The organism is Streptomyces radicis, from assembly GCF_003626575.1.
Taxonomy (GTDB): Bacteria; Actinomycetota; Actinomycetes; order Streptomycetales; family Streptomycetaceae; genus Streptomyces; species Streptomyces radicis.
Genome location: NZ_RBDY01000031.1, coordinates 44,191 through 55,870 on the forward strand (window position 1 = coordinate 44,191; position 11,680 = coordinate 55,870).

General features: G+C 71.7%; 9 protein-coding genes. 6 read left to right on the forward strand and 3 right to left on the reverse strand.

Going from position 1 to position 11,680, the window contains the following annotated elements:
- Positions 1-261: 261 nt before the first annotated feature.
- The 3 genes from D7318_RS27015 to D7318_RS27025 all read left to right on the forward strand — a co-directional run bounded on the left by D7318_RS27015 (position 262) and on the right by D7318_RS27025 (position 3,192).
- Positions 262-804, forward strand: coding sequence for a PH domain-containing protein (locus D7318_RS27015; protein ID WP_120699850.1), 543 nt, complete (start codon positions 262-264; stop codon positions 802-804).
- Positions 801-2,360, forward strand: a complete 1,560-nt coding sequence (locus tag D7318_RS27020; RefSeq protein WP_120699842.1) for a PH domain-containing protein — start codon at positions 801-803, stop codon at positions 2,358-2,360. The genes D7318_RS27015 and D7318_RS27020 overlap by 4 nt, the downstream gene beginning before the upstream one ends.
- Before the next feature lie 79 nt (positions 2,361-2,439).
- On the forward strand, positions 2,440-3,192 hold the full coding sequence (locus D7318_RS27025; protein ID WP_120699843.1) for a thioesterase II family protein: 753 nt from the start codon (positions 2,440-2,442) through the stop codon (positions 3,190-3,192).
- Positions 3,193-3,293: 101 nt separating this feature from the next.
- Here D7318_RS27025 and D7318_RS27030 read toward each other — a convergent pair whose 3' ends face one another.
- Both D7318_RS27030 and ccrA read right to left on the reverse strand, forming a co-directional pair.
- Complete coding sequence (locus tag D7318_RS27030) at positions 3,294-5,042, reverse strand: 3-hydroxyacyl-CoA dehydrogenase family protein (protein WP_120699844.1); 1,749 nt, start codon at positions 5,040-5,042, stop codon at positions 3,294-3,296.
- Positions 5,043-5,087: 45 nt separating this feature from the next.
- Positions 5,088-6,425, reverse strand: coding sequence for a crotonyl-CoA carboxylase/reductase (gene ccrA / locus D7318_RS27035; RefSeq protein ID WP_120699851.1), 1,338 nt, complete (start codon positions 6,423-6,425; stop codon positions 5,088-5,090).
- A 369-nt stretch (positions 6,426-6,794) separates the two neighbouring features.
- On the opposite strand from ccrA, the gene D7318_RS27040 reads away from it, so the two are divergent.
- A complete protein-coding gene (locus D7318_RS27040; protein ID WP_120699845.1) occupies positions 6,795-7,796 on the forward strand; it encodes an ATP-binding cassette domain-containing protein in 1,002 nt (333 codons plus the stop codon).
- Positions 7,793-8,626: an ABC transporter permease gene (locus tag D7318_RS27045; RefSeq protein WP_120699846.1), complete on the forward strand. Its 834-nt coding sequence runs from the start codon at positions 7,793-7,795 to the stop codon at positions 8,624-8,626. Before D7318_RS27040 ends, D7318_RS27045 begins: the two co-directional genes overlap by 4 nt.
- A 106-nt stretch (positions 8,627-8,732) precedes the next feature.
- Here the strand turns inward: D7318_RS27045 and D7318_RS27050 are convergent, their stop codons facing one another.
- Positions 8,733-10,109, reverse strand: a complete 1,377-nt coding sequence (locus tag D7318_RS27050) for a glycosyltransferase (RefSeq protein WP_120699847.1) — start codon at positions 10,107-10,109, stop codon at positions 8,733-8,735.
- A 241-nt stretch (positions 10,110-10,350) separates the two neighbouring features.
- Here D7318_RS27050 and D7318_RS27055 point away from each other — a divergent pair, with 241 nt between their 5' ends.
- Positions 10,351-11,622 (forward strand): activator-dependent family glycosyltransferase, encoded by a 1,272-nt coding sequence (locus tag D7318_RS27055; RefSeq protein WP_120699848.1) that lies wholly within the window; start codon positions 10,351-10,353, stop codon positions 11,620-11,622.
- The last annotated feature ends 58 nt before the right edge of the window (positions 11,623-11,680 follow it).

The window sequence follows — 11,680 nt, forward strand, 5'->3', positions numbered from 1 at the left end:
CGCGACCGCGGAACTCGTCGCGGCATGCGACCGCTTGGCACAGTACGAAGCGTGGCGGAGCGCCGGTAACCCCTAGCTGTCCCCCTACGGCCCCTAGCACGGCACCGCTGTCACCTGCGGATAAGGGGAGGACGCGGGTGGGAGGGGGCGGGCGGTGCGGTGGGCGGGACGGGGTCCATCGCCGATGTGATATCCCTTCCCCACGAACCCCTGGCAAACCCCCACGCGATGCGAGGCATCGCGAAGCACCCGGAGCTGAAGATGGCCCAATCCGTGACCCGTGACAGCCGCGCGGAGTCCAGCGGCGACGCCGACGCGGAGCTGGTCCTCCGCCCGCCGAGCCACCCCGTCGACCGCAGGTCGGTCGGGTGGTGGCTGACGCAGGCGCTGGTGACCGTTCTTCCTCCGGTGCTGATCCTGTTGCTGCTCGCGCTGCTGATCGAGCCCGCCCGTACGTGGCTGCTGCTGCCCGCGGCGATCATCGGGGCGCCGGGGCTCGCGTACATCGTGGCGATGCCGCCGTGGCGTTATCGCGTGCACCGCTGGGAGACCACCGAGGACGCGGTGTTCACGCGGGCCGGGTGGGTGCGGCAGCAGTGGCGGGTGGCGCCGATGGCGCGGATACAGACGGTGGACACGATCCGCGGGCCCTTGCAGCAGCTGTTCGGGCTTTCCACGGTGGTGGTCACGACGGCGTCGGCGGCGGGGCCGCTGCGGATCGACGGGCTCGACCACGAGCGGGCGCGGGACCTGGTGGAGGAGCTGGCCGACAAGGCCCAGGTGGAGACCGGGGACGCGGCATGAGGGGCGCGCTCGACGCGGAGGAGGCGAGGGCGGCGGAGGTGGCCGGGCCCGCGGAGGCGGAGTGGCGGCGGCTCGACGCCCGGATCATCTGGGTGGTGACGCTGTGGGGTTCGGGCCTCGCGCTGGTCACGCTGGCGATCATGTGGTGGCGTAACGCGCCCTGGTGGCTGATCGCGCCGGTGCCCGTGCCGTTGGTGTGCGGGATCGGCTACGAGGCGCTGCGCTGGTTCAAGACGCGGTACCGGCTGACGTCGACCCATGTGGAGCTGAAGACGGGCCTGTTGACGCGCACGCACCGGTCGATCCCGCGGAACCGGGTGCGCAGCGTCGATGTGACGGCCAACCCCCTGCACCGGGTGCTGCGTCTCGCGCTGGTGCGGGTGGGCACGGGGCACCGGGTGAGCTCGACGAAGGCGGCGGTGCTGTCGTTGAACGCGCTGTCGGCGGCGGACGCGGAGGAGCTGCGGGCCGGTCTGGTGCGGCGGGCGGGGACGGGTGAGCAGCGGGCGATCGCGCGCCTTGACTGGCGGTGGCTGCGGTTCGGGCCGCTGTCGTTCGCGACGCCGCTGCTGGGGCTGAGCGCGGTGGGCGCGACCTACGAGACGCTCGACATCCTGGGGTTCGACCCGGACAACGTGCTGATCCCCGACCTGATCGACTGGCTCGGCGAGGCGAACCTCCTGCCGGTGATCGTGCTCGGGGTGCTCGGGCTGCTGCTCGCCGGGGCGCTCGGGGCGCTCGGCTGGTATGTCGAGACATGGTGGGACTTCCGGCTGATCAGGGAGCCGCATGGCGCGCTGCGGGCCTCGCGTGGCCTGTTCGTGACGCGGTCGGCGACGCTGGAGGAGGAGCGGCTGCACGGCGTCGAGGTCGCGGAGCCGCTGATGCTGCGCCTGGGCGGCGGCGCGTACACGTACGCGGTGGCGACGGGCGCGGGCAGCACGGACGACGAGGCGAGCACGTTCAACACGAGCGCGCTGCTGCCGCCCGCGCCGATCGAGGAGTCGCACCGGGTGGCCGCGGCCGTGCTGCGGGAGGAGCGGGATCCGACGGCGTCGGTGCGGCTCGTTCCGCACCCGCGGCACGCGCTGGCGCGGCGGGTGCGATGGGCGTTCTTCTGCGGGCTCGGGCTCGGGGGCGTGCTGGTGGGGCTCGGGGTGTGGCTGACGCCGGTGCTTGCGCACATCGGGTGGGTCTCGGCGCTTGTGGTGTGGGTCGCTGGTGTGCTGTTCGCGCGCGACGGCTACCGGAGTCTGGGCCATGGCATCACGGGGCGCTATGTGGTGACGCGTCATGGCAGCCTCAAGCGGCGCACGATCGCGCTGCGGCGGAGCGGGGTGATCGGCTGGACGGTCACCCAGTGGGCGTGGCACCGGCGTTCGACGCTGTGCCGGGTGACGGCGACGACGCCGGGTGGCCGGGGCGCCTACCACGTGAAGGACGTGCTGATGGGCGAGGGGCTCGGCTTCGCCGATGAGGCGGTGCCCGGTGTGCTCACGCCGTTCCTGGTGCGGCGCGGGGGTACCCGGGGTGCGGATGACCAGGGGCTTTCCTAGGGGAGCTAGGGGTTGTGCGGGCGCGCGGGGCTCTGACAGGTTCGATGGGTACGGCTATGACCGAAAGGACGTCCCGACCATGAGCGACACCGGCGACCGCTGGGTGCGGCGCTATCACCCGGCGCCGGACGCGCGGACCCGGCTGGTCTGCCTGCCGCACGCCGGCGGTTCCGCCAGCTACTTCTTCCCCGTCTCCAGGTCGCTGTCCCCGGCGATCGACGTGCTGGCCCTCCAGTACCCGGGGCGTCAGGAGCGGGCCAAGGAGCCGTGCCTCGACACCGTCGAGGAGCTGGCGGACCGGGTGGTGGAGGCGGTGACGCCGTTCGTGGACCGGCCGGTGGCGCTGTTCGGGCACAGCATGGGCGCGTCGATCGGGTTCGAGGTCGCGCGGCGGCTCGAGGCGGCGGGCACGACGCCGGTCGTGCTCTTCGCGTCGGGGCGGCGCGCGCCGTCGCGTTTCCGCACGGAGAGGGTGCATCAGCGGGACGACGACGGGATCGTCGCCGAGATGAAGAAGCTGAGCGGCACCGACGCGTCCCTGCTGGGGGACGAGGAGGTGCTGCGGATGATCCTTCCGGCGATCAGGAACGACTACAAGGCCGCGGAGACCTACCGGCCCGACCCGAGCCTGAAGCTGGCCACACCGGTATACGCGTTGACCGGGGACTCGGACCCGCAGTGCACGCTCGAGGAGGCCAAGGCGTGGGCCGAGCACACCACGGGGGCGTTCGACATCGAGGTGTTCCCCGGCGGGCACTTCTACCTCAACGCGTGTGTGCCGCAGATCCTCGGTCTCATCAAGGAGTACCTGGCCAAGCGGGTCGCGGCCTGACCGGTCGGGCGTGAACTCGATGTGAACTCGGGTGTGAACGTCGGCGGCCGGGTGCCTGGGGCACCCGGCCGCTTCGCGTGTGCGCGGGGCCGCCGGGCCGCTCAGTAGACGCGCAGGCCCTTGCCCGCCTTGCGGCCGAGGTGACCGAGGTCGACCAGCTGCTCCAGGAGCGTGGCGGGGGCGAGGCCCGGCTCGTCGAACTCCTCGTGCAGCCTGCGCTGGATGGCCAGCGACACGTCGAGCCCGATGGTGTCGAGCAGCGCGAACGGGCCCATGGGGTAGCCGAATCCGCGCTCGACGGCCGCGTCGACCTCGATGAGGCTCACGTCGCTGTGCTCGAGGTTCCGCATGGCGCTGTTGAGGTAGGGCAGCAGCAGGAAGTTGACGATGTATCCGGCGCGGTCGCCGCAGACCACGGGGGTCTTGCGCAGGCGCAGGCACAGGGCGTGCGCGGTGGCGAGGGTGTCGGGGCCCGTGGCGTCGGTGTGGCCGAGCTCGACGAGCCTCATGACGGGCGCCGGGTTGAAGAAGTGCAGGCCGACGACGCGGTCGGGGCGGCCCGTCGCGGCGGCGCACTCGGCGACGGAGAGGCTGGAGGTGACGGTGGCCAGGATCGCGTCGGGGCGCACGAGTGCGTCGAGGCGCCCGAACAGCTCGCGCTTGAGCGCCATGTCCTCGGCGACGCCCTCGATGACCAGGTCGCAGTCGGCGAGGTCGGCGAGCGAGCCGGTGGGCTCGATCAGCGCGAGGGCGGCATCCTGGGCCTCGGCGGTGAGCTTCCCGCGGCGCACGCCGCGGGCGAGGGAGGCGCGGACGCCGTCGACGGCGAGGGCGGCGCGCTCGGGGGTGCGGGCGGCGATGACGGTGGGTATGCCGGCGCGGGCGGTGAGCTCGGCGACGCCCTTGGCCATCAGCCCCGAGCCGACGATGCCGACGCGGGTGATCTCGCGGGCGGTGCCCCCGGGCAGCTCGGCGTCGGCGGTGGTGACGGGCTCGCCGCGCTCGTCGTAGTCGTAGAAGCCGTGGCCGGTCTTGCGGCCGAGCCTGCCGCCGGCGACCAGCTCGGTGAGGGCGGGGGCCGGGCGGAAGGAGTCGTCGCCGGTGCGCGCGGCGAGGCCGTCGAGAACGGCGGCGGCGCGGTCGAGGCTGATCAGGTCGAGCATGCGCAGCGGGCCGACGGGGAGGGCGCAGCCGAGGCGCATGGCCGTGTCGATCTGCTCGCGGCTGGCGTAGCGCTGGCCGTAGAGGGCGGCGGCGCGGTTGAGGTAGCCGAAGATCAGCTCGTTGGCGACGTCGCGGGGGCCCGCGCCGACGGCGACGGGGGCGCGGTCGGCGCGGGAGAGCAGCGCCTTCACCTTGGCGACGGTGGTGTCCGCGGTGGCGGCGGTGCCGACGACGTCGACGGTCTCGCCGATCGGCGGCGGGGCGAAGCAGCGCAGGGCGACCGTGCGGGTGGGTCGGCCCGAGGCGATGGCCAGGTGTTGGAGGGGCAGGGATGTGGTGCTGGTGGCGATGACGGTGTGTGGGGGGCACACGTCGTTGATGCGGCGCAGCACCGCGTTCTTGATGTCGAGGCGGTCGGGGACGGACTCGATGACGAGGTCCGCGCGCGCGAGGGCGGACAGGTCGGAGGTGACGGTGACGGTGTGGGCCGCGTCGCCGAGGCGGGTGCCGACCCGGTCGAGCACGGCCTGGTCGGTGTCGACCCCGATGACGTCGACACCGGCGTCGCCCAGGGCGCGCAGGACGTTCTCGCCCATGGCTCCGAGCCCGACGACGCCGACGACTCTGACGGCGGGATCGTCGAGCACGGAGCCGGGGTGTTGACCTCTCTCCGGCGATGCGTTCATGGTGGCGTTCTCCCCGTTGGGTTCTTCGCGGTGACTGCTGTCGGCTCAGATGTTCTTGAACCGGTTGATGGCGCTCTCGTGTCTGGCCCGCAGCTCGGGGGCGCGCACGCCGAGCCCCTGCTCGGGGGCGAGTCCGAGGACGCCGACCTTGCCGCTGTGCCGGTTGCGGTGGACGTCGCGCGCCGCCTGCCCGGTCTGCTCCAGGGGGTAGACGGTGGACAGACAGGGGTGGATCATGCCCTTGCGGATGAGGCGGTTGGCCTCCCACGCCTCGCGGTAGTTGGCGAAGTGGCTGCCGATGATGCGCTTGAGCGACATCCACAGATAGCGGTTGTCGTAGACGTGCTCGTAGCCGGTGGTAGACGCGCAGGTGACGATGGTGCCGCCGCGGCGGGTGACATAGACGCTGGCGCCGAACGTCTCGCGGCCCGGGTGCTCCAGCACGACGTCGACGTCCTCGCCGCCGGTGAGCTCGCGGATGTGGGCGCCGAAGCGCTTCCACTCCTTCGGGTCCGGCGTGTCGGGGTCGCGCCAGAAGCGGTAGTCCTCCTCGGCGCGGTTGATGACCAACTCGGCGCCCAGGGACCTGACTTGCTCGGCGCGGCGGGCGTTGGACACGACGCATACGGGGGTGGCGCCGCCGTTGATGACCAGCTGGGTGGCGTACGAGCCGAGGCCGCCTGCCGCGCCCCACACCAGGACGTTGTCGCCCTGCTTCATGCCGGCGCCGTTCTTGGACACCAGCTGGCGGTAGGCGGTGGAGTTGACGAGCCCGGACGAGGCGGACTCCTCCCACGTCAGGTGCTCGGGCTTGGGCATGAGCTGATTGGCCTTCACCAGGGCCAGCTCGGCGAGCCCGCCGTAGTTGGTCTCGAAGCCCCAGATGCGCTGGGCCGGGTCGAGCATCGTGTCGTCGTGCCCGTCGGGGGCCTCGAGCTCGACGGACAGGCAGTGGGCGACGACGCGGTCGCCGGGCTTCCACTGGTTGACGCCGGGTCCGGTGCGCAGGACGACGCCGGACATGTCGGAGCCGAGGACGTGCACCGGCTGGTCGTGGTGGCGCGCCAGCTCGCTGATGCGGCCGTAGCGCTTGAGGAAGACAAAGGTGGGCAGCGGCTCGAAGATGGCGCTCCACACCGTGTTGTAGTTCACGGCGCTGGCCATCACGGCGACCAGCGCCTCGCCCATGCCGGGCTCGGGCGTGGCGACGTCCTGGACGTGGATGGACTTGTCGGGGTCCTTGTCCGAAGTGGCCATTCCGTCGAACATCTCCACCTCTTCCGCACGCACCACCGCGCCGCGGTAGGAGGCGGGCAGCGGCAGATTGGCGAAGTCGGCGGAAGTGGTCTCCTCTGAGAGGACCGCGCTCGTTATCTCGTTCAAGCCGGAGTTCCCATTCATCATGTGGGCCTAGGCACCGGTCGATTCATGCGATCCCGCCGAAGCCTATACCGTCGCGTCGGTGCGAGCTGCACCCCCTACGCCCCCCTACACCCTTGCTGCGCTTGGCAGATGGCCTGGTTAGGGGTTCCCGCGGCGTTGTGCCCGCTCGTATCGTCCGGGGACGAGCGGGTCTTCCCGGCCTTCTCCCGTCCATGTCTCGTTGGCCGCGGCATTCCGCGTGCGACCCCCACGTCTCACTCATAGCGGCACCGTCCAGGGAGATTCCGGACGAGGGTGCGCGCTTGGTGCCGACCGCTTCTCTCTCGGCCGTGCAGCCCGCCGAAATCGCCGATCAGTAAAGGAAATGGCGTGGGAACCAGAGGAACAGCGGTGCTGGCCGAGGGGCTTCAGAAGATTTACAAGGATACGAAGGCGCTTGACGGCTTCGATCTCGCCGTCCCCGAGGGCACCGTGTGCGGTCTTCTCGGGCCGAACGGCGCGGGCAAGACCACGGCGGTGCGCATCCTGACCACGCTGCTGCGCGCGGACGGCGGGCGGGCCACGGTGGCCGGGTACGAGGTGGGCCGCGAGTCGGCGCAGGTGCGGGCGCGGATCGGGCTGACCGGTCAGTACTCGGCGGTGGACGACATCCTCACCGGGCGGGACAACCTGGTGATGTTCGGGCGGCTGTACCACCTGGGCAAGCGGAGGGCGCGGGAGCGCGCGGACGAGCTGCTCGACAGCTTCGCGCTGACCGAGGCGGCGGACCGTCAGGTCAAGACGTACTCGGGCGGCATGCGCCGCAGGCTCGACCTGGCGGCGAGCATCATCGTGGCGCCGCAGGTGCTGTTCCTCGACGAGCCGAGCACGGGCCTCGACCCGCGGAACCGGAACAAGGTGTGGGACGACGTGCGGCAGCTGGTGGCGCGGGGCACCACGGTGCTGCTGACCACCCAGTACCTCGACGAGGCCGACCAGTTGGCGTCGCAGATCGCCGTGATCGAGGCGGGCAGGGTCATCGCCGACGGCACGCCCGACCAGTTGAAGACGCTGATCGGCGGCGACCAGATCGGCGTGGTGGTGCAGGAGGCGCGGGACATCCCCGACACGGTGCGGGTGCTGGCGAGCGTGACCGGGGCCGAGCCGAAGGTGGAGCCCGACCTGAACAGGGTCAGCGCGCCCGCGGTGGAGCGGGTGGCGATCCTCACGAGCGCGGTGCGGGCGTTGGACGAGGCGGGCATCGCGGTGGAGGACATCGCGCTGCGGCGGCCCTCGTTGGACGAGGTGTTCCTGCGTCTTACCGGCAACGCGTCCCCGGCGCCCTCGGCCGCCGCCTCCGACGAGCTGGAGAAGGAGGCCGTGTCGTCATGACCGCGCCCACCCCCGTGATCCCCCAGTCCGGTCTCGAACGCGTCCGCTGGGCGGTGTCGGACACCTGGACGATCACCCTGCGGTATCTGATGCACCTGTCGCGCTCGCCGGAGCGCGTGGTGGGCACGATGCTGTTCCCCGTGGTGTCGATCCTGCTGTTCGGCTTCGTGTTCGGCAGCGCCATCTCGGTGCCGGGCGACGGGAGTTACCGCGAGTATCTGCTGCCGGGCATGTTCGCGCAGGCGATGGTGTTCGGCATCGCGGGCCAGGCGGTGGCGGTGGCCACCGACGTGGCGCGCGGCGTCAACGACCGGTTCCGCTCGATGCCGATGTCGGACTCGGCGGTGGTGGTCGGGCAGACGTGCGCCGAGGTGCTCAACGCCATGCTGGACATCACGCTGATGTTCCTGTGCGGCCTTGCGGTGGGCTGGCGCTTCCACGGCAGCTTCTCGGACACGGCGCTCGCCCTTGGCCTGTTGCTGCTGCTCCGGCTGGCCGCCACCTGGATCGGCCTGTATGTGGGGCTGATCCTGCGCGGCCCGGAGAGCGGCGGCGTGCTGATGCCGTTGATGTTCCCGGTCACCATGATCGCCAACACGTTCGTCCCCACCGAGGCCATGCCCAACTGGCTCGGCACGGTGGCCGAGTGGAACCCCTTGTCGGCGACGACGGCCGCGGCGCGTGAGCTGTTCGGCAATCCGGGGGCCGCGTCGACCGATGTCGCGTGGCCGCTCCAGAACGCCGTGTTGATGGCGACGGTGTGGCCGTTGGTCATTATGGCGATCTTCATGCCGCTCGCGGTGCGCCGCTATCGGCGGCTGTCGCGCTGAGCCTCCCTTCCGACCGCATCGGCCGGATCGCCCGCTCGGGGGCGATCCGGCCGATGCCGCGTGTGAGGGGTGTCCGTCGAGGGCGGGGCCGGAGTCGCGGGCGGGGTCAGACGGTGACGGCCACGCGGTCGGCGTACTCGGCGATCAGCTCTGCGGCCCGTGGCGCGCCGCCCGCCTCGCGCAGCGACCGCCCCACGCTCAGGGCGCGTTCGGTGAAGCCCGGCTCGTCGAGGACGCGCGCCAGGCGGTCGCCGATGGCCGCCGCGTCGGCGAGCCCGGTGTCGGGGACGGCGAGCCCGGCGCCGCTGTCGGCGACCCGGACGGCGAGGTCGTGGCAGTCGAGCCACAGCGGCAGCACCACCATGGGCTTGCCGAAGCTCAGTCCCTCGCTGACGCTGTTGCCGCCGCCGTGGCAGACGAACGCGCGCACATGCGGGTGCGCGAGCACGTCGAACTGCGAGGACACCCATGACTCGATCCGCAGGTTGTCGGGCAACAGACGCTCGGGCGGGAGGAGTTCGCGCTGGGCCTCGCTGAGCTTCCACAGCACGGCGCGGTCGGGTCCGAGGCGGCGGGCCACCTCGACAAGGGCGGTGATCTGCGCGGCGGATGGGCGGGCGATGGTGCCGAAGTTCATGAAGACGACCGACTCGCGCTCGTCCAGCCAGCGGCGCAGCCCGTCGTCGCCCGGCGCCTCGGGCAGCGGCGGCACGACGGCGCCGAGCATGCGCACCTTGTCCGGCACGGGGAAGGGGTACTCGAGGCCGAAGACCGAGTAGGCGAAGATCGCGGTGGCGGCGTCGATCCTGGCGCCGACGTCGCCTGTGGGGTTGACGATGCCGAGCTTCTTGCGGCTCTCGACGAACGCCATGGCCTGCTTGGCGACGCCCCGCTGGAACGGCAGGGTCAGGAACCGCGCGCGGAACAGCCGGTTGCGGATCCGCTGGCCGCGCGTCATGTCCCGTGGCAGCCCGGAGAACGGCGTCGGGTAGCTCTTGGGGAGCCGGGGCAGGAAGAGGCCGCTGAGCGGATAGGGCACGCTGAGCACGAACGGGATGCCGCGCGTCATGGCGACCTCGATGCCGTAGACGGTGGCCGCGTCCACGACCATGAGCGACGGCCTGACGCGCGCGACCTCGGCGTCAAGGGCCCGGTACTTCTCGGTGAACGACTCGACGTCGAGCGTCTCGCGGATGAACGCCACATAGCCGCGCCAGCGGGACGGCGAGGTGGTCGCCGCGTAGGCCGCGTCGTCCCACAGGCTCGGGGTCACGCGGCGGATGGGCGCGCCAAGGTCCACGAAGCGGATCGGTGACTCGCCGCCGAGCGCCTCCACGTCGGGCCGTACGGTGGCGTCCGACGCGAACCACAGGTCCGAACGGCCGCGCGCGGCCAACTCCTTCGCGATGGTCAACAGGGGGTTCAGCTGACCGCGTGAGGAAATGGAGCAGAACAGGACGGCGCCCGGGGTGTGGTCACTCATGCGAATACCGTCCGGGGGGGTTCACGTTCGCGACAACCCCTAGGGGTGGCGCCGTTGCCCCTACCCGGCGGAGCCGTGCCACCTGTGCGCGGGACTAGGGGGTTGGAGCGGGCTCCGTGCCGCCCTAGGCTCGGCGGCGATCCGCCGGACGAGCCCGCACCGGTCTCCATCGTTCCGGGGCCCCGTTGCGCATGGCACCCACCCCAGGCGGCCCCTGAAGCCAGCCCACGAAGGAGACTCCATGCGAGTCCTGTTCGCCACCGTGTCGGAAGACGCGCACTTCTTCAACCTCGTGCCGATGGCCTGGGCGGCGCGGGCCGCAGGGCACGACGTGATCGTGGCCAGCCATCCCGCCGGGGCGGAGAGCATCGTCCGCGCGGGGCTGCCCGCGGTCGCGGTCGGCAGCGACCACAACCTGTACGAGATCCTGGCCCAGTACGCCGGCTCGGCCGAGGAGCAGGAGGGCAAGGCGGTCGACCCGTACACGCTGCCCGACGAGTACAGGTCGTGGGAGTTCTTCCAGGGCTACTACGGGGCGATGGTGCACATCGCCTACGGCCTGCTGAACGACCCGATGGTGGACGGCCTCGTGGAGTTCGCCGAGGAGTGGCGGCCCGACCTGGTGATCTGGGACCACACCACCTACGCGGGCCCGGTGGCGGCCAAGGTGGTGGGCGCGGCGCACGGGCGGCTGCTGTGGGGTCCCGACGTGTGGTCGCCGATGCGCGACCGGTTCCTGAAGCTCAAGGCGGAGCAGCCCGAGGGCGCGGACTTCGACCCGATGCGGGCGTGGCTGGAGCCGATCCTCGAGCGCCATGGCGCGGAGTTCGGCGAGGAGCTGATCTCGGGCCAGTTCACGCTGCATCACCAGCCGCCGAGCCTGCGCGCCGGGGACTCGACGACGGTGGACTACGGCGTTCAGTTCGTGCCCTACAACGGCCGTGCGGAGCTGCCGCGTTGGCTGCGCGAGGAGAAGCCGACCCGGCCCCGGGTGTGTCTGACCCTGGGCCGCAGCCTGGACAGGGCGGGCAACGACGGCGGACTCGTCGACAAGCTGATCGCGGCCGTGGACGGCCTGGACATCGAGGTCATCGCGACGCTTGGCCGCGAGCAGCGCGAGTCGCTGACGAGCGTGCCGGAGAATGTGCGCCTCGTGGACTACACGGCGCTGCACCAGCTGCTTCCGACGTGTGAGGCGATCATCAGCCACGGCGGTGGGACGACCCTGGTGACGGCGATGCGCTACGGCGTGCCGCAGCTGATCGTTCCCCAGGTCGGCATGGGCGAGTGCCTGTACGCGGCGCAGACGCTGGAGGCGGCGGGCGCGGCGCTGCACGAGGCGGCGCACGCCGCGACGAGCGAGAGCCTGCGCGAGAAGGTGTCGCGCCTGGTGGGCGAGGAGTCGTTCCGGCGGGCCGCCGAGCGGCTGAGGGACGAGATCGTGGCCACCCCGTCGCCCGCCGAGGTCGTGCCGGTGCTCGAGAAGCTGGCCGCCGAGTACCGCGCCGTCTGACCCTACCCTCCCCCCTGGTCGCCCCGACGGCGTGACGGCCGACGCCCCCGCTTCCGCG